This window comes from Kitasatospora phosalacinea, from assembly GCF_000717185.1.
Classification (GTDB): Bacteria; Actinomycetota; Actinomycetes; order Streptomycetales; family Streptomycetaceae; genus Kitasatospora; species Kitasatospora phosalacinea_A.
The window spans coordinates 146,568-165,268 of record NZ_JNYE01000001.1 but is presented as its reverse complement, the minus strand read 5'-3'; the positions used below and the strand labels follow the sequence as shown (position 1 = coordinate 165,268).

14 protein-coding genes and 3 tRNA genes are annotated in these 18,701 nt (G+C 73.3%); 16 read left to right on the top strand and 1 reads right to left on the bottom strand.

Annotation, left to right across the window (positions count from 1 at the left end; genetic code table 11):
- Positions 1-17 precede the first annotated feature (17 nt).
- The 15 genes from OO57_RS00730 (at position 18) to OO57_RS00665 (ending at position 16,741) form a co-directional block, all read left to right on the top strand.
- The gene (locus OO57_RS00730; RefSeq protein ID WP_051776284.1) at positions 18-245 is read left to right on the top strand and encodes a hypothetical protein; all 228 of its coding nucleotides are present in this window, start codon (positions 18-20) and stop codon (positions 243-245) included.
- 265 nt (positions 246-510) lie between these two features.
- Positions 511-663, top strand: coding sequence for a hypothetical protein (locus OO57_RS44515; RefSeq protein WP_199811183.1), 153 nt, complete (start codon positions 511-513; stop codon positions 661-663).
- Between the two features lie 214 nt (positions 664-877).
- Entirely contained in the window at positions 878-1,573 is a 696-nt protein-coding gene (nadD, locus tag OO57_RS00725) for a nicotinate-nucleotide adenylyltransferase (protein ID WP_033250214.1), read from the top strand.
- A gap of 19 nt (positions 1,574-1,592) precedes the next feature.
- Positions 1,593-3,674 carry a LytR C-terminal domain-containing protein gene (locus OO57_RS38285; protein WP_051776283.1) on the top strand — a complete coding sequence of 694 codons (2,082 nt, stop codon included), beginning with the start codon at positions 1,593-1,595 and terminating at the stop codon, positions 3,672-3,674.
- Positions 3,675-3,851: 177 nt separating this feature from the next.
- Positions 3,852-4,289, top strand: a complete 438-nt coding sequence (rsfS, locus tag OO57_RS00715) for a ribosome silencing factor (protein WP_033250213.1) — start codon at positions 3,852-3,854, stop codon at positions 4,287-4,289.
- On the top strand, positions 4,286-4,933 hold the full coding sequence (locus tag OO57_RS00710) for a histidine phosphatase family protein (protein WP_033250287.1): 648 nt from the start codon (positions 4,286-4,288) through the stop codon (positions 4,931-4,933). Before rsfS ends, OO57_RS00710 begins: the two co-directional genes overlap by 4 nt.
- Before the next feature lie 131 nt (positions 4,934-5,064).
- Positions 5,065-5,137: transfer RNA gene (locus OO57_RS00705), tRNA-Ala, on the top strand.
- Between the two features lie 38 nt (positions 5,138-5,175).
- Positions 5,176-5,248, top strand: a tRNA-Ala gene (locus OO57_RS00700).
- Positions 5,249-5,530: 282 nt separating this feature from the next.
- Positions 5,531-5,603, top strand: a tRNA-Ala gene (locus OO57_RS00695).
- Positions 5,604-5,695: 92 nt separating this feature from the next.
- Positions 5,696-6,988 (top strand): hypothetical protein, encoded by a 1,293-nt coding sequence (locus OO57_RS00690; RefSeq protein WP_033250212.1) that lies wholly within the window; start codon positions 5,696-5,698, stop codon positions 6,986-6,988.
- A gap of 216 nt (positions 6,989-7,204) precedes the next feature.
- The gene (gene leuS / locus OO57_RS00685; RefSeq protein ID WP_033250211.1) at positions 7,205-10,084 is read left to right on the top strand and encodes a leucine--tRNA ligase; all 2,880 of its coding nucleotides are present in this window, start codon (positions 7,205-7,207) and stop codon (positions 10,082-10,084) included.
- 319 nt (positions 10,085-10,403) lie between these two features.
- Positions 10,404-11,177: a hypothetical protein gene (locus OO57_RS00680; protein WP_033250210.1), complete on the top strand. Its 774-nt coding sequence runs from the start codon at positions 10,404-10,406 to the stop codon at positions 11,175-11,177.
- 118 nt (positions 11,178-11,295) lie between these two features.
- A complete protein-coding gene (locus tag OO57_RS00675) occupies positions 11,296-12,252 on the top strand; it encodes a DegV family protein (RefSeq protein ID WP_033250209.1) in 957 nt (318 codons plus the stop codon).
- A 112-nt stretch (positions 12,253-12,364) separates the two neighbouring features.
- The gene (locus OO57_RS40540; RefSeq protein ID WP_234337171.1) at positions 12,365-13,624 is read left to right on the top strand and encodes a ComEA family DNA-binding protein; all 1,260 of its coding nucleotides are present in this window, start codon (positions 12,365-12,367) and stop codon (positions 13,622-13,624) included.
- 348 nt (positions 13,625-13,972) lie between these two features.
- Complete coding sequence (locus OO57_RS00665; protein WP_051776282.1) at positions 13,973-16,741, top strand: ComEC/Rec2 family competence protein; 2,769 nt, start codon at positions 13,973-13,975, stop codon at positions 16,739-16,741.
- A 279-nt stretch (positions 16,742-17,020) separates the two neighbouring features.
- Here OO57_RS00665 and OO57_RS00660 read toward each other — a convergent pair whose 3' ends face one another.
- Positions 17,021-17,284: a hypothetical protein gene (locus tag OO57_RS00660; protein ID WP_051776281.1), complete on the bottom strand. Its 264-nt coding sequence runs from the start codon at positions 17,282-17,284 to the stop codon at positions 17,021-17,023.
- A gap of 189 nt (positions 17,285-17,473) precedes the next feature.
- Between OO57_RS00660 and holA the strand changes: the two genes are divergently transcribed.
- Positions 17,474-18,469 (top strand): DNA polymerase III subunit delta, encoded by a 996-nt coding sequence (gene holA, locus OO57_RS00655; RefSeq protein WP_033250208.1) that lies wholly within the window; start codon positions 17,474-17,476, stop codon positions 18,467-18,469.
- The last annotated feature ends 232 nt before the right edge of the window (positions 18,470-18,701 follow it).

The window sequence follows — 18,701 nt, the reverse complement described above, 5'->3', positions numbered from 1 at the left end:
CGAACAAGGAGCCCGTGATGTCCACTGCCGCCCTGGTCCAGCTCGCCGGACCGATCTCCAACGAGAACGGCCCCGGTCTGTTCCTGCGGTTCATCCTGATCGCCTCCTTCGTCGGGGTCGGCCTGATGGTGTGGGCGCTGGCCAGGGCCGGCCGCGACGGCGCCAAGCGCGACGCGGCGCGCGAAGCCGCCAGCGGGGCCGAGCGGGCCGGGACGGCCGGGCGCACCGCCGACGACCTGGGCTGAACCGGGCCGCGGCCCGGGCGCCGAACGCCTCGGGGCGCGCCGGGAGCGGGCTCGGGTCGCGCCGATCGGGTCGAACCGGGAGCGGGCTCGGGCTGGGTGCGGGCTGGGTGTGCTTTCGGGCCGGGACCGCGTCGACGGCTCATGGGTGGTCAGACGCGGTGGGCCGCCGCGCGGTTGCGTCTCGGGCCCCCGTACGATGAGCGCGCGGGCCGCACGGTCCGTGACCGCCTGGTCCTCACACCGAGCCGAGAAGGTCCCGCCGATCATGAGCTCTGCTGCCCTGCCCGTCATCGCCCGCCTCGCCGAGGAGGGGGGCGGCAACCACGACAGCCTCAACCCCCTGCTGACGGGCGGCTCGGCGCTGTTCATCCTGCTGCTCCTGCTGTTCATCACCACCCGCTTCAACCGCGACCGCTGAGCCGCGGCCGGTAGCCGGTAGCCGGTCCTTCGCGCCGCTGCCCCGTCCGCCGCGCACCGCGGCCCCCGGGGTGGCGGAGCGCGGTGCGGCCGGGCAGCGCCGTGGTGCGGCCGGGAAGCGCCCGTGGTGCGGCCGGGAAGCGCCCGTGGTGCGGCCGGGGAGCGCCGACGGGCGGAATCCCCCGGTACATCCGGGTCGCGTAAGGTGTGGCGCCATGAGAGAGCAGGTCGAGACCTCCGGGACGAACGTGGCGCCGGGCACCTCCGCGCCGGGCACCCCGGCGCCGGACGCCACCCCGACACCGGACGGCGGTGCGCGCAGGCGACGGCTGGGCGTGATGGGCGGCACCTTCGACCCCATCCACCACGGGCACCTGGTCGCCGCGAGCGAGGTGGCGAGCGCCTTCCAACTGGACGAGGTGGTCTTCGTCCCCACCGGGCAGCCCTGGCAGAAGTCCGACCGGCAGGTCTCGTCGGCCGAGGACCGCTACCTGATGACGGTGATCGCCACCGCCGAGAACCCGCAGTTCTCGGTCAGCCGGATCGACGTCGACCGCGACGGCCCCACCTACACCGTCGACACCCTGCGCGAGCTCCGCAGCCTCCACCCCGACGCCGAACTCTTCTTCATCACCGGTGCCGACGCCCTCGCCCAGATCATCTCCTGGCGCTCCTCCGAGGAACTCTTCGACCTCGCGCACTTCATCGGCTGCACCCGGCCGGGCCATACTCTCTCCGACACCGGCCTGCCGGTCGGCGGGGTCTCGCTGGTCGAGGTGCCCGCACTCGCCATCTCCTCCACCGACTGCCGGATGCGCGTCGCCAAGGGCGAACCCATCTGGTACCTGGTGCCGGACGGCGTGGTCCGATACATCCACAAGCGGGCGCTGTACGCGTCGGCCCGGCCTTGATGCCCCCGGGAGGGACGACGTGACCGGAACGTCCGACGACCAGAACTGGTTCGGCCAGCAACCCCAGTCCCAGCCCCGGCGGCCGCAGCAGCCCCAGCACCCCCAGCAGCAGCCGCAGTCCGGCTACCACGAGCAGCAGCAGGGGTACGCGCAGCAGCAGGGGTACGAGGGGTACGACGACTACGAGCAGCCGCAACAGGGTTACGGCCAGCAGCCCGCGTACGGGCAGGGCGGTCAGTACGACCAGTACGGCTCCCCGTACCAGCAGCAGCCCGGGGCGTACCCGCAGGACCCCTACGGCGGCGGGCAGCAGGCCGCGGCGCCCGGGTACCCGGCGCAGGGCTACGAGCAGGGCGGCTACCGGCAGGGCGGGTACGAGCAGTCCGGCTACGAGCAGTCCGGCTACGAGCAGGGCGGCTACGAGCAGGGCGGGTACGAGCCGCAGGGGTTCGAACAGCGCGGCTACGAGGGGCAGTTCGGCGGGCAGACGGGTGGGGAGGCGTACGGGCAGCAGCCGTACGACGCCTACTACGGGCAGCAGCAGCCCGCGCAGGGGCTGCACCCGCAGGGGGCGGCGCCGTCCCCGGTGGCGGCTCCCGGGCAGGTGCCTGGGCAGGCGGCGGGGCGTTCGGCGCCTCCGGTGAGCCCGGTGGCCGTCCCGGGTGCGGGTGCGGGTGCGGGTGCGGGTGCTGCGGTGGTGCCGCCGCGGACGCGTCCGGGTGCGGGCACGGGTGCGGCTGCGGGGGCCGCGTCGGTGGGGGGCGCGGCGGAGGAGCCGTCCGAGCTGGTCGGCGGGCGGGGGGCGGCCGCGGCGGCCCGGGCGAAGGCCAAGGGCGGCGACTCGTACACCACGGGCGAGTTCAGCTTCGTCGACGAGCAGACGGAGGAGTCCGAGGACGCGATCGACTGGCTGAAGTTCGCCGAGTCGCGCAGCGAGGTGCGGGCCGAGCGGCGGCGGCGGCTGCGCAACCGGCTGGTCTCGCTGCTGGTGGCGGCGGTGGTGCTGGCGGCCGGCGGGACGGGCTACCTGTGGTGGACCGGGAAGTTCGGCGGCGGTGACGACGCGTCCGCGGCGGTCGGCGGGCGGTACGTGAACGTGGTCCACCTCCGCGACCCGGAGGGCGAGGTCACCACGGCCCTGCTGGTCGACGACGAGGGCGGGAAGAAGGCGACCGTGCTGCTGCTGCCGGACAACCTGCAGCTGCCCAGCAACGGGGACTCCTCCAGCACCACGGTCGGCGAGTCCCTGGACGAGATCGGCGCCTTCGCCACCCGCGAGGGCCTGTCCGCGGTGCTCGGCGCCAAGGTGGCCGGCACCTGGCGGCTGGACACCCCGTACCTGCTGCTGCTGGTCTCCCAGCTCGGCGGCATCAGGGTGGACACCAACGCCGAGGTGCGCGAGGACAACAAGCCGAACGGCAAGGTGCTCGCCGCGGCGGGCAAGGACGTCCTGCTGAACGGGCACGCCGCCGTCGCCTACGCGACCCTGCAGGCGCCCGGTGAGGGCCGGGACGCCCAGCTCGCCCGCTTCGGGCAGGTGCTGGCCGCGGTGATCAGCACCATGCCGACCACCATGGCCGACGCCACCGACGACGTGCACCGGATGAACTCGGTCGCCGACCCGTCGCTCCCGGAGAGCGCACTGGCCGGCGTGCTGGTCAACCTGGCCAAGCAGGCGAAGGCGGGGCACCTGTCCACCGCCAAGCTCACCGCCAAGGCCGACGGCACGCTGGACGACGCCACGGCGGGCGTGCAGGTGAAGGAGATCCTCGGCGGCACCATCGGCAGTGCCAAGGGCACCGGCGGTTCCACCCGCGTCGCCATGGTCAACGCCTCCGGCAGCGACGTCTCGGGGACGGGCGCGCAGGCCGCGGTCATCAACGCGGGCATGGACGTGCTGCCCTCCAGCGCGAAGGGGCCCGAGCAGGCGACCTCCGAGATCCGCTACACCGACGACGCCATGCGGCCCGCGGCCCTCACCCTCGCCACCAGCATGAACCTGCCGGACTCGGTGGTGAAGAAGGCCACCGAGGCGCAGAACGCGGACCTCGTCCTGGTGGTCGGCAAGGACTACCAGCCGTTGGCGCAGAAGACGCAGTGAGGACGACTCGGAGCAGGGCCCGGTAGAAGGCCCGGCGGGGGTCCGGCAGGACCCGGCAGGACCCAGCAGGGCGCCGCGAAGGCGCGGTCGGAGCCCCCGGACGGAAAACGCTCGGGGGCTCCGTCGCGTTCATGAGATCCTGGGAGGGTATCCCCACAGCCGATCCGGAAGAGCATCGTGACCGTCACCGACCGAAGCCAGGAACTGATCACCGTCGCCGCGCAGGCGGCGGCCGACAAGCTGGCGCACGACATCATCGCCTTCGACGTCAGCGAGGTGCTGTCGATCACCGACGCCTTCCTGATCGCCTCCGCCGCCAACGACCGCCAGGTGCGGGCGATCGCGGAGGAGATCGAGGACCAACTGCGCGAGAAGCTCGACGTGAAGCCGGTGCGCCGGGAGGGCGAGCGCGAGGGCCGTTGGATCCTGCTCGACTACCTGGACATCGTGGTGCACGTCCAGCACTCCGAGGAGCGCTCCTTCTACTCGCTCGACCGCCTGTGGAAGGACTGCCCCGAGCTGCCGATCCCGGAGGACGCGCTGGCCACCCGCAACCGGCCGGAGAACGCCGTCACCGACGCGGCCGGCAACGCCGTCTCCGGGGGCGACCTCTGAGCCGGGTCGGGGCCTGGCCGCGCATCGTCCTCTGGCGGCACGGCCAGACCTCCTGGAACCTCGAAGCGCGGTTCCAGGGCACGACGGACATCGAGCTCACCGACCAGGGCGTCTTCCAGGCCCAGCGGGCGGCTCGACTGCTCGCCGGGCTCCGGCCCGACCTGCTGGTCTCCTCCGACCTGCAGCGGGCTCGGCGCACCGCCGCCGAGCTCGCCGCGCTCACCGGCCTCGAAGCGCACCACCACGAGGGCCTGCGGGAGGCGTACGCGGGGGAGTGGCAGGGGCTCACCAAGACCGAGATCCAGGCCCGCTACCCGGAGCAGTTCGAGGCGTGGTCGAAGGGCGAGCAGGTGCGGCGCGGCGGCGGCGAGCTGGCCACCGAGGTGGCCGACCGGGCCGTCCCGGTGGTGCTGGACGCGGTGGACAAGCTGCCGGAGGGCGGCACCCTGGTGGTGGTCAGCCACGGCGGCACCATCCGCACCATGATCGGTCGGATGCTGGGCCTGGAGCCGGAGCTGTGGGAGCGCTTCGGCGGTCTCTCCAACTGCTGCTGGTCGGTGCTCGGCCAGGACTCGCGCGGGTGGCGGCTGCTGGAGCACAACGCGGGCACGCTGCCGCAGCCGGTCATCGGCGACGAGACCTGAGGCGGGCCCGCGGCGAGACCTGACGGCCGAACGACCCGGATTTCACAGTTCCGGCTCTGACCAGCTAGAGTCTTCCTCGTTCGCAGCGAGGAACGCAGACGGGAAACCGGGGGCGGGAGTCGCGGAACTGCGGGGCTATAGCTCAGTTGGTAGAGCGATTGCATGGCATGCAATAGGTCAGGAGTTCGATTCTCCTTAGCTCCACTCCGCACCGGTGGTCCGTGAGTGGTCGTCAGTGTCGCGGGGCTATAGCTCAGTTGGTAGAGCGATTGCATGGCATGCAATAGGTCAGGAGTTCGATTCTCCTTAGCTCCACAGCAGTTCCGCGAGGCCGTTACCCGAAGAGGGTGGCGGCCTTCGGTGTTTTCGGGTGTTCTCGCGGACGCTCCGCGGACGGGCCCGGGATCCTGCCCGGGATCCTGCCCGGTCGGCGGGATCGGGGTCTCGTTCGGGCGGGTGCGGGGTTCCGCCGGCCCGCGCGGTCCGCGGCGGCTCGGGGTCCTGCGGGGCCTCGGAACGGATTAGGGCAGGGGGCGCCGACCGTGTACAGTTGGCGATGTCGCCGAGGGAAACCGCAGGTGACAGCAGTAACAGCATGGGGCTATAGCTCAGTTGGTAGAGCGATTGCATGGCATGCAATAGGTCAGGAGTTCGATTCTCCTTAGCTCCACAGCAGTCCGGAGGCCGTCCCGCGAGGGGCGGCCTCCGGTCGTTCACCGGACTTCCCTGCCGAGCGGAGGGCGGGGCCGCTACCGTCGTGCCATGGCCGACCTGGTGCGAAAACGGAACGACGAACTCGCCCGGATACTCCACCAGCTCGGCTGGAGCCCGGAGCGGCTGGCCCGCGAGGTGAACGCGGTGCTCCCGGGCGGCATGGCGATCAGTTCCACCGCACCGTACAAGTGGCGCGACCGGGGCATGGTGCCGCGTTCGCCGCACGACCAGACCGTCTGCGAGGTGCTGGGCCGCAGCGTCGGCATCGCCGTCACCTACGAGCAGCTCTGGGGGCAGATGGGCTCCCGCCGGGGGGCGAAGATGCTCTCGCCCCGGCTACTGACCGACCCGTGGACCGCCGACACCGCGCAGACCGCGCTCCGCGAGGCGGGCGCCGACGGCGCCCCCGTCCGCCTGACCGACCTGTTCCGCGGCGACGAGCTGGAACAGGCGGCCCGGCACTGGGCCTCCCCGCCCCCGCCGGTCACCGGTGGCGAGGGGGCGCTGCGGATCGCCCCCGAGCAGCTGGCCGACCTGCGGCTGTCCTACGACTCCAAGCAGCGACTGGAACGCACCTACGGCGGTGGCCTGATCCTCGACCTCGCCAAGGCCGAACTCGCCATGGTGGGAAAGCTGTTGGAACTCGGCAGCTACGACGAACCGCTCGGCCGCGAACTGTACGGGGCGGCCAGCCGACTGGCCCGGCTGGTCGGCTGGGCCAACTACGACATGGGCAACGACGCCGCCGCGCAGCGGGCCTTCGTCGCCGCGCTGCGGGCCGCGCACGTCTCGGGCGACCCGCGGCTCGGCGTCGGCGTGGTGGGCTGCCTCGCCGTCCAGGCGACGTACAACTCCGGCGGGCGGGGGCTCGACCCGGTGGCGATGCTCTCCACCGCGCTGCGCGCCGCGGACGCCGTGCTGACGCCGCGCGAGCGGGCCCTGCAGTTGGGGCGGATCGCCCGGGCGCACGGCCGCAAGGGGGAGCAGATCAGCGCGGAGGCCGTCGCCGAGCGGGCGTTCCGGGAGTTGGAGGGCGTGGCGGGGCACGGGCAGGAGCGGGCCGATCTGGAGGGCATGGTCGGCGAGGGGTACCTGCTGCTCGGCGAGCACGGGCAGGCGCGCAGCCTGCTGCTGTCCTCGATCGACTCGCTCTCGGTGGAACGGGCCCGGGCCAAGGCGCTGTTGATGGTGCGCCTCGCCGATTCCTACCGCCGCACCGGCGAGCGGGCCGAGGCCGAACGGACCGCGGACCGGGCGCGGCTGCTCGCGGCGGGCATGCAGTCGGCCCGGGTGGCGCGGGCCCTGCGGGACTTCGATGCCGCGATGCGCGCGGAGGCGTAGCGCCGGGCCGGGCCGGGGGTTGACGTGGTGAGGCGAAAGGGGGTTGAGGGGGTGCGGTACCCTGAGCCCATGCGAACTGTGCGCCTGCTTCTTAGCCGGCCGCGCTGACCAGGACCGGCTCGAGGGCCGGAGTCGGCGTGGCGTCCCCTCCTGCGGAGGGGTTTTCTGCTTTCTACGGCCTGTTCGCTGACTGATGACGATGGAGCTTGAAGGACCATGAGCGAGACGACCCCCGCTTCCGGCGCGGCCGAAGCCGCCACCGAGCCTTTCCGCTACGGCGCCGCGCTGGCTGCCGAGATCGAGTCCCGCTGGCAGGACCTGTGGGAGAAGGAGGGGACGTTCAACGCCCCCAACCCGACCGGCCCGCTGGCCGACGGGACGTCCGTCGCCGCGAAGCCGCACAGCTTCATCATGGACATGTTCCCGTACCCGTCGGGCGCGGGCCTGCACGTGGGCCACCCGCTGGGCTACATCGCCACCGACGTGTACGCCCGCTACCAGCGGATGAACGGCCACAACGTACTGCACACCCTGGGCTACGACGCCTTCGGCCTGCCCGCCGAGCAGTACGCCGTCCAGCACGGCGTCCACCCGCGGGTGTCCACCGAGGACAACATCGCCAACATGCGCCAGCAGCTGCGCCGGCTGGGCCTGGGCCACGACTCGCGTCGCTCGATCTCCACGATCGACCCCGACTACTACCGCTGGACGCAGTGGATCTTCCTGCAGATCTTCGACTCCTGGTACGACGAGGCCGCGGCCAAGGCGCGTCCGATCGCCGAACTGGTCGCCCAGTTCGAGTCCGGCGAGCGCGAGGTGCCGGGCGGCCGCGCCTGGGCCGAGCTGTCCGGCGTCGAGCGCGACGAGGTGCTGGGCGAGTACCGGCTGGCGTACTCCAAGGAGGTGCCGGTCAACTGGTGCCCCGGTCTGGGCACCGTGCTGGCCAACGAGGAGGTCACCGCGGACGGCCGCTCCGAGCGCGGCAACTTCCCGGTGTTCAAGTCCAACCTGCGCCAGTGGATGATGCGGATCACCGCCTACGCGGACCGCCTGATCAGCGACCTGGACCTGCTGGACTGGCCCGAGGCGATCAAGCTGCAGCAGCGCAACTGGATCGGCCGCTCCGAGGGCGCCCGGGTCGACTTCACCGTCGGCGGCGACACCGTCACCGTCTTCACCACCCGCCCCGACACCCTGTTCGGCGCCACCTACATGGTCCTGGCGCCCGAGCACGCCCTGGTCGACTCCGTCGTCCCGGCCGAGTGGCCGGCCGGCACCCGTGACGAGTGGACCGGCGGCGCCGCCGACCCGGCCACCGCCGTCGCCGAGTACCGGGCGGCGGCCGCCGCCAAGTCCGACGTCGAGCGCCAGGCCGACGCCAAGGTCAAGACCGGTGTGTTCACCGGCGCCTACGCGACCAACCCGGTCAGCGGCGAGCAGATCCCGGTGTTCATCGCCGACTACGTGCTGATGGGCTACGGCACCGGCGCGATCATGGCCGTCCCGGCGCACGACAGCCGCGACTTCGCCTTCGCGCAGGCGTTCAACCTGCCGATGCGCTGCGTCGTCCGGCCCACCGACGGCCGCGGCGAGGACCCGCACACCTGGGACGACGCCTTCGACACCTACGACTCGGTGCTGGTCAACTCCGAGCGCGACGGCATCTCGCTGGACGGCCTGTCCGTGGTCGACGCCAAGGCCCGGATCACCGCCTGGCTGGCCGAGCAGGGCATCGGCGAGGGCACCGTCAACTACCGCCTGCGCGACTGGCTGTTCAGCCGCCAGCGGTACTGGGGCGAGCCCTTCCCGATCGTCTACGACGAGACCGGCGCGATGCACGCGCTGCCCGAGTCGATGCTGCCGGTCGAGGTCCCGGAGGTGGACGACTACTCGCCGCACACCTACGACCCCGACGACGCCGCGTCCTCCCCGAAGACCCCGCTGTCCCGCAACGAGGACTGGGTCAACGTCGAGCTGGACCTGGGCGACGGCGTCAAGAGCTACCGCCGCGAGACCAACACCATGCCCAACTGGGCGGGTTCCTGCTGGTACGAGCTGCGCTACGTCGACCCGGTCAACTCCACCTCGGTCGTCGACCCCGCCAACGAGTCCTACTGGATGGGCCCGACCGCGGAGAAGCCGGCCGGCGGTGTCGACCTGTACGTCGGCGGCGCCGAGCACGCCGTGCTGCACCTGCTGTACGCCCGCTTCTGGCACAAGGTGCTGCACGACCTGGGCCACGTCTCCTCGGTCGAGCCGTTCCACAAGCTGTTCAACCAGGGCATGATCACCGCGGACGTCTACCGCGACGCCCGCGGCTTCCCGGTGCCCGCGGCCGAGGTCGTGGACCCGGCGGGCAACGGCCAGTACTTCTGGCAGGGCGAGCCGGTCCGCCGCGAGGCGGGCAAGATGGGCAAGTCGCTGAAGAACGCGGTCGCCCCCGACGAGATCGCCGACGAGTACGGCGCGGACACGCTGCGCCTGTACGAGATGGCGATGGGCCCGCTGGACGTCTCCCGCCCCTGGGACACCCGGGCCGTGGTCGGCTCGTACCGCTTCCTGCAGCGGCTGTGGCGCAACATCGTCTCGGAGGTCACCGGCGAGCTGGTGGTCACCGAGGAGGAGCCGGACGAGGCGACGCTGCGCGCGCTGCACAAGACGATCGACGGCATCCGCGGCGACATGGCGGGCCTGCGGTTCAACACCGCCGTGGCCAAGGCCATCGAGCTGAACAACTTCCTGGTGAAGCGCGGCTCCACGCCGCGGTCGGTGGCCGAGCAGATCGTCCTGCTGGTCGCCCCGCTGGCGCCGCACATCGCCGAGGAGCTGTGGCGCCGCCTGGGCCACGAGCAGTCGCTGGCCTTCGCGGACTACCCGGTGGCCGATCCGGCGTACGTGGTCGACGAGACCGTGACCTGCGTCGTGCAGATCAAGGGGAAGGTGAAGGCCCGCCTGGAGGTCGCTCCGTCCATCTCGGACGCCGACCTGGAGGCGCTGGCCCTGGCCGACCCGACCGTGGTCGCGGCCATCGGCGACGCCCAGGTGCGCAAGGTCATCGCGCGCGCGCCGAAGCTGGTGAACATCGTCACCGGTTGACGGGACCCGGGCCGACGCGCTGTCGGCCGAGTGGGGCCGGTCGTTCCCGTCGAGGGGCGGCCGGCCCTTCGCCGTCTGCGGATGCGGCCGGGCCGACCGCCGGAGGAGTGCGAACAAGGTGGCTCCGTTCTTCGGTGAAAGCACCCGGGATCTCGGGGAGATCGCTTGGGGGACATCCCTGAGCTGTCCCTGATCTCGGGCAGGAGTGGTGCCCACGGCCTGCTGTCGACCGCCGCTCCGGGCTACGGTGGAGGTCCGACGGACAAGCGGACCGCAACAGGCGGTTCAGGGCCGGTCACGGGCGGAAGGTGGGCTCCCGATGGAAGCGCTCGGTGTGGTGGTGGCGCTGGTCGCGCTGTTCGGGGTCACGCTGCTGGTGATGGCCGTGGTCGGAATGGTGAAGGCGGCGAAGGCGGTGGCGGCCAAGGTCGACCGGCACAGCGCCAACGCCCAGCGGGCGGTGGAGAACGCCGCCCTGAAGGCGAAGAGCATCGCCAGGCCGGGAGAGCAGGGTCGGATCGCCGCGCTCCGGCTGTCCCTGCGCACCGCGCTCGACTCCACCCGCCAGGTCCTGCAGTCCGGCCTGCCGCAGGACGGCCAGCTCGGTGACGCCCTCCACCTGCTCACCCGCCTCGACGCGCACGCCGCGGAGCTCGACGCCGAACTCCGCATGCTGGAGCGCGAGCCGATGAGCAGCCGAGTCGCCGCCAAACTCCCCGAGCTGCGCGAGCGCGTCGAGCGGATCACCCACTCCGCGGACTCCCTGCGATGGGCCGCCCAGGACCGGATGCGCCGCTTCGCCGACGACGAGCTCGCCCGCCTCGGCAAGGAGTGCCAGGACGAAGCCGGAGCGCTGCGCCACTGGACCCCGGCCGAGCCCGCTGCCGAGGACCCCGCCGAGGGCACTGACTTCCAGAGGGGCTCCCAGGGGACGGCCGCCGCTTCCGTCGAGGAGCCCGCCGACCGCTGGAAGGGACTCGGAGCCGGTCGCCCGACCAGTGCCGAGGAACTGCTCGGGCTGGCCGCCGAGCCGCTCTCCCGCCTCGCCGACCGCCTCCGCAAGCCGAACCCGGCGGGACCCAACCGCCCCTGACCCCGCGTCACGAGGCGGTTGCTGTCCGTGCTCGGAGAAGTTACCCGACGCATTAGGGGGCAAACCATCGAACTTCGAGCGCTGTCCTCCCGGCCCGGCTGCGGGTAACCTCCGGCTCATGCCCGGCCACCTCGCACTTGTCACGGATTCCACCGCGTATCTGCCCCAGGAAGCGGTGGACCGGCACCGCATCCGCGTGGTGCCGCTCAGCGTCGCGGTCGGTGACGAGGTCTTCGCGGAAGGCGTCGAGATCTCCCCGAAGGACGTCGCCGAGGTCCTGCGTTCCAAGCAGCGGGTGACGACCTCCCGCCCCAGTCCCGAGACCTTCGCCGCCGCCTACCGGGCCGCCGCGGAGGCCGGTGCGCGGGGCATCGTCTCGATCCACCTGTCGGCCGAGCTCTCCGGTACGGCGGAGGCGGCCCGGCTGGCGGCCCCCACCGTGCCGATCCCGGTCCGGGTGGTCGACAGCCGGCTCGTCGGCATGGCACTGGGCAGCTGCGTCCTGGCCGCCGCCGAATCGGCCGAGGCGCTGGACGCGGCACGCCCCGGTGCGGGGGCCGTCGGAGCCGGGGGCGCCGTGGGCGCCGCCGTGGGCGGTGGCGACGGGACGGGCGCCGAGGCCACCGAGGCGGATCTCGACCTGGTGGTGGCCGCTGCGGAGAGCCGGGCCGCCGGCACCGCGGGCTTCTTCTACGTCGACACCCTGGAGCACCTGCGGCGAGGAGGGCGGATCGGGACCGCCCAGGCGCTGGTCGGCTCCGCGCTGGCGGTGAAGCCGCTGCTGCACCTGGCCGGTGGCCGGATCGAGCCGCTGGAGAAGGTCCGCACGGCCTCCCGGGCGATCGCCAGGCTGGAGGAGATCGCCGTCGAGCGCGCCGGACAGCAGCCGGTGGACATCACCGTCCACCACCTCGCCGCCGAACACCGGGCCGAACCGCTGGCGGAGCGGCTGCGGGGCCGTGTTCCCGGACTGGAAGGGCTCTACGTCAGTGAGGTCGGAGCCGTCATCGGTGCGCACGTCGGCCCCGGCCTGCTGGCCGTAGTGGTGTCTCCGATCATCGCATCGTCGCACTGACGCGGGCTGGAATCACCCGTTCGAGCGACAGGAGTTATCCACAACCCCGAGTTGTCCACAGGGGTGGACGCATTCTCCGACGGTCCGTCAGCGCCGTTCTACTGTCCTCGCCATGAGGACCATCACCGCCCCCCAGACCCGCCGACGCCAGGCCGCCGAGACCACCCGGGCCCGCCTCGGCCGACTCTTCCCGGCGGACCCGCTCGCCGGACCCGACGACCACCACCAGCTGCTCTCCGGAAGCGTCGCAGGACCGGCCCCGCGGCTGGAACACGGCATGGAGAGCGCCGTGGAGGAGGCCCCGGAGTACGACCCGGGAGGGCCACCGGAGAACGGGACCGGCGCCGCTGAGCCCGCTGAACCGATCGGACCCGAGTCGGCGGTTGCGTCCGTGCAGCCCGCCCCCGTTCCGGTGCCGGGGCCGTCGTCGCCGCGCATCCTCGCCACGTACGGAGCATCCGGATGCCCGGTGCGCCCGGAACCGACCGTCGACGACGCCGCCGACCTCGGTGTCGCGACCGGCAGCACAACCGCCCTCGGCCACGGCAGCGCCGACTCGTCACCGGAGCGGGACCCTCCCGCGGAGGCACCCGTCCTGGGCGGAGCCACCACACCGAAGCGCCCTACGACCCTCGACCTTCCGGACGGCGAATGGGCCGACACCCCGTCGGAGCCCGATCCGCCGCCCGGGCCCCGACCAGCCCCGACCCCTGTCGCCGTGCCGCACACCGCCCCGCCGAAACTCCCGTTGCGATTCCGCCTCCCCGCCGCATGCGCCCTCGACCGCCGGGCCGTGCTCGGCCTGACCGTCCTGCTCGTCCTCGCCACCGGCTACGCCGTCCAGCACTTCTGGCTGGCCAGGCCGCACCCCGTTGCCGTCCCGACCATCGCCATGGCGGAAACCGTCTCCGACCGGACCGAAGGAGGGGCCCCAGCACCCCCGTCGACCAGCCCGCCCCTGGTCATCGACATCGCCGGGAAAGTCCAGAGCCCCGGCCTGCGCACCCTCCCCGCGGGTTCGCGGGTCGCCGACGCCCTGGCCGCCGCGGGCGGACCGCTGCCCGGCGCCGACACCAGCCGCCTCAACCTCGCCCGTCCACTCACCGATGGAGAGCAGATCCTCGTGGGAACCGACCCCCTGCCTGGCGGCGTGGCCCAGGCCGGCCCCGCGGGCCCCACGGGCCCCGTGAGCCTCAACCACGCCGGGGCGGAGCAACTCGACTCGCTCCCTGGCGTGGGGCCCGCACTGGCCCAACGCATCCTGCAGTACCGCCTCACCCACGGCCCCTTCCAGTCACTCGACCAACTCCGCCACGTCCCGGGCATCGGCCCGCGGAAGTACGAAGACCTCAAGTCACTCCTGACCCTCTGACCCCCCGACCTCGCTGCCCTTCGGACCGGGCCGGGTCAGGCCGTGCTGTGCCGACCCGGCCCGGGCCACCGGGCCGAACCTTGCCGTGCCCGCCCCGCCGGGCCGTCCTGCCGCGGAGAAGGCGCCCCACCGCCCGATCCCGTGCTCTGTCCGGGCCTCACCTCCTGCACCGAGGCCGCCGTGAGAACACCGCCCTGCTGATCGGAGGCCACCCCTCTGCAACCAACCCCTGCCACTTCGCGCGATGCAATCAACCCCAGCGCCGTGCAAGCCCGTTGAGCCTCACCCGCTCCTTCTGCCGCCACCCGTACGACGCCGACCGCCGCCCACGCCGAAAGGAGGTGCCCGATGCCAGCCGCACCTGCCCGCACCCGCCAGCGGACCGACTACCGGCTGCTCCTTCCTGCCGCTACCGCGTGGGCGGTCACCGCCGCAGTCCTCGGCCTGGACCCGGACCGACAACCGGCACTGCTCGCGGTCGCCCTGGCGGCCGCGGCGGTTTCCCCCATCCTGCTCCGCACGAAAGGACCCCGCCGTTCGCTCCACCGCCTGACTGCCGCCGTCCTGCTGACCGCCGCCGCGGCAGCCACCACCACCGTCCTGCACACCGCCGACCTGCGCCGAGGCCCGCTGCCCGCACTGGCCCGTCCACCCCTCCTCCCGACCGCACCAGCACCGTCCACCCGGGCCGGGCCGCGGGACGGCGACCAGCGAGGCGCGGCGGACCCGGCCGAGGAGAGACCCGCCAACCCAGAGGTCGCCGTCCAGTTGACCGTCACGGGCGATCCGAAACAGCACGGCTCGCACACCCGGGGCAGTGCGCTGTCCCGTCCCACCCTCACCGTCGCCGCCCTCGTCACCCGAATCCGCACCGATCCCGTCCCCCGGGGCGGTCCCGCCCCGGCGTCCGTCGCCACCCGCACACCCGTCACCCTGCTGATCCGCTCCCAGGAGGACTACCCGTGGCAGCAGCTGATTCCTTCCACCGAACTGGAGCTGCGAGCAGAGGTCCTGCCGGAACAGCCGGAGACGGCAGGCGGAGCGGGACGGGGGCGCCGTACCGACAGCGCGGCGCTGCTGGTCCCGCAAGGGCCGCCGCGCGTGATCGCGCCACCGAACCTCCCGCAGCGTCTCGCGGCCCACCTCCGTGAAGGGCTCCGCGACGCCTGCGACCACCTGCCGCCGGACACCCGGGGGCTGCTCCCCGGACTGGTGGTGGGCGACGTCTCCAGACTGCCCGACGACCTGTCGGACGCGTTCCGGGCCACCGACCTCGGCCACCTGGTCGCGGTGAGCGGCGCCAACCTGGCGATCGTCCTGGCGGTCCTGGTCGGTGGCGCACCGAGCGAGCCCGACGCCCCCGCCCGCGGCGGCCTGGCCGGGCTGCTGGGCCTCTCGTTCCGGACCACGGCACTGCTCGGAACCGCACTGACGCTGGCGTTCGTCACCGTCTGCCGACCCGATCCGAGCGTGCTCAGAGCCGCCGCCACCGGGCTGATCGGACTGCTGGCCCTGGCCACCGGCCGACCGAGGAGGGGCGTTCCGGCGCTGTCCGGTGCGGTCCTGGTCCTGATCCTGGTCGACCCGCACCTGGCCCACTCGTACGGGTTCCTGTTCTCCGTGCTGGCCACCGCCGGGCTGCTGGTGCTCGGCCCGCGGTGGACGGCGGCGCTCCGGGCCCGTCGCTGGCCGCACCACCTGGCATCGGCGGTCGGTGCCACCGCGGCGGCACAGGCGTTCTGCTCGCCGGTGACCGTGCTGCTCGCGCCCCGGGTCAGCCTGGTCGGGGTGCCGTGCAACCTGCTGGCCGAGATCGCGGTCGCCCCCGCCACCCTGCTCGGGTTCGGTGCGCTCGCGATCGCACCCCTCTCGAAGGGAGCGGCGGAGTTCCTGACGGACCTCGCGGCGCTGCCGGTCGGCTGGCTCGCCACCGTCGCCCGGCACGGAGCGGAACTGCCGGGGGCCGAACTCGTCTGGCCCGCCGGGTTGTTCGGGTCGATCCTGCTGGTCGTGGTGATCGTCTCGCTGGCCTGGGCGGTACCGCCACTGCTGGTCGGCCGAAGGCTGCGGCGCCGCCGGACGAGGGCACTGGTCGCACTCGCGCTCGCCCTGCTGCTGCCGCTGGTGCTGCTGCGCCCGCCGGCCGTCGTCCGGTTGGCGACCGGCTGGCCCGCACCGGGCTGGCGGCTGGCGATGTGCGACATCGGACAGGGCGACATGACGGTGCTGCCGGTCGGGCCGGAGAGCGCCGTGGTGGTGGACGCCGGGCCGGACCCCAAGGCGGCCGACGCCTGCCTGCGGAGCCTCGGCGTGGCCCAGGTCCCCCTGTTGATCCTGACCCATTTCCACGCCGATCACGCGGAAGGCGTTCCAGGAGTGCTGCGTGGTCGGTCGATCGGAGCGATCGAGGTGACGAGTGCGGACGATTCGGAGGGGGAGCGGTCTTGGGTGCTCCGCTGGGCGGCAGCAGACGGCATCCCGGTGCAGCGCGCGCAGCGCGGTGAGCGGCGCACCGCCGGGGCGGAACTGGCCTGGGAAGTCCTGTGGCCGACCTCGCCCCCGGCAGCCGACGCCGAGGGGCCGAACAACTCCAGCATCGCGATCCTCGCGGTACTCGGCCCGCCCGCCGCCCCGCTGCGAGTCGCCCTGCTCGGTGACCTGGAACCCCCGGCCCAGGCCGCGGTGCTGGCACTCGGCGCACCGTCCCGGCCCCCCTCCCGGGCGCCGGAGGAAGGAACGAACGGGGGCGGCCCGACTCCCAGGGCAGGTGAGGAGGACGGGTCCGCAGCCTTGGCGGGGAGGGCCGCGGCTGCCGACCGGAGCACGGCCCGGAGCGGTCCGGGGCCGCCGGGGGTGGGGAGGGTGGACGTCCTCAAGGTGGCGCACCACGGATCGGCGAACCAGGACTGGGCGTTGATGGCCGCGCTCCGCCCGCGGCTGGCCCTGATCTCCTGCGGGGTGGGCAACCCGTACGGGCATCCCGCACCTCAGACCGTGGCCGGGCTGAAGGCGCTCGGGGCGACAGTGGTCCGGACCGACCGCTCGGGAGACATCGCGGTCCTCGGCGACGCACGGACCCTGGCCGTGGCGACGCACCCGCACCCGGGCCACGGCTGATCGGCAGGCCGGGTGGTGGCCACCAGCGCAGCGGGCGGCGGCCGCTTCGAGGCGGGCAGTCGGACGGCCTGTGCGCCCAGGGCGGCCCGGGCAGCTCAGGCGGCCCGGGCAGTTCGGGCGGTTCGGGCGGTTCGGGCGGGGGAGGGCTCGGGCCGGGGCGGGAACGCCCGCCCGAACGGGTGGGGCACCTCGTTCGGGCGGGACCAGCGGGGTGTCGTGAGTGGTCGGTTGATCGGACGGACGGACGGACGATCGGTCGGTCGGTTGGCGGGGCGAGCGTCAGCCCTGTTCTCGCCAGCCGTCCTGTTCGGCGACGAGCCGGTCGAGTTCGGTCAGCAACCGGGGGGTCCAGCCCTCGTCCTCGGGGGCCTCGACCACCACCAGCCACTGGGCGTCCTCGGCGTCGTCCTCCCCGGCGAGGGAGTCCCGGACCACCTCGACGTCGCCCAGTTCGGGCCAACGCGCGCTCAACTCCTCAGCAACCTCCTCCGCCGCATCGCGGTCGGGGAGGACGAGCAACTGACGGTCATTGTTCTCGATCACGCCATCATTCTCCTCAGCCCCAGGGCAGGCAGGGCATCGGCCCCGGCCCCGCGCCCCCCGGCCCCGGCCCCGCGCCCCCCGGCCCCGGGGCGCGGACACGGGTGCGGGAAAGGAGGAGGCGGCGGGAAGGGGAGTGGGAAGGGCCGTGGCGCGGTGGGCTGTCGTCGTGGCGTGCGATCCTGGTACGCGATGGCCAGGAAGAGTGCACCCGACGACCTGCTCGCCCCGCTGACCGTTGCGGTCGGCCAGGAGGAGCTGCTGCTCGACCGCGCGGTTGCCGAGGTGGTGGCCGCGGCGCGGGCGGCGGACCCGGAGACGGACGTCCGGGACCTCGCGCCGGGGGCCCTGCAGCCGGGCCAGTGGGCGGAGCTCACCACGCCCTCGCTCTTCGCCGAGCGGAAGGTCATCGTGGTCAGGGCCGCGCAGGACCTCTCGGCCGATTCGGTCAAGGAGCTCAAGGCGTACCTGGAGTCGCCCGCCGAGGAAGTGATCACGGTGCTGGTGCACGCGGGCGGTGCCAAGGGCAAGGGACTGCTGGACGCGGCGAAGAAGGCGGGCGCCCGGGAGGTCGCCTGCGCGAAGCTCACCAAGGCGAGCGAGAAACTGGCCTTCATCCGCAACGAGTTCCGCACGCTGGGGCGGGCCGCCACCCCCGAGGCCTGCCAGACGCTGCTGGACGCCCTGGGCAGCGACCTGCGGGAACTGTCCGCCGCGTGCAGCCAGTTGACGGCTGACGTCGAAGGCCCGATCGACGAGACGGCGGTCGCCACGTACTACAGCGGTCGCGCCGAGGCGACGGGATTCGAGGTGGCGGACCTCGCGGTGACCGGCCGGGCCGCCGAGGCCCTGGAGCGGCTGCGCTGGGCCCTGGCCGTCGGCCAGCCGCCGACCGGCATCACCTACGCGCTCGCCTCCGGCGTCCGCAGCATCGGCCGACTCGCCTCCGCGGGCCGCAACCTGCGGCCCGGTGACCTGGCGCGCGAACTCGGCATGCCGCCCTGGAAGGTCGACCGGGTGCGCCAGCAGATGCGCGGCTGGACCGGCGACGGAGTGGCCGCCGCACTGACCGCCGTCGCCGAGGCCGACGCCGCGGTGAAGGGCGGCTCCGACGACCCCGCGTACGCGCTCGAACGTGCTGTCGTTTCCGTGGCCCGCGCCTCCCGGGCCGGGTCCCGCCCCTACTAGCAGGATCCCCGGGGGCTTCGGGAGCGTTGCGCGCCGGAGCCGGTGGGGAGGCGGGGTGCCGGGCGGGGGAGTTCGCTGACCGGCCGTGGCGCGGAGGCCGGCGGTGCGCCGCCGACCGCTGCACGTTGTGTCCGCGGGCCCGGGGCGGAGGGGCCGGAACGCCGACTGCCCGCCCGGGGGCCGGGCGGGCAGTGGGGTGAGGGCCCGCGAGGGGTTCTCACCGTGGAGCTGG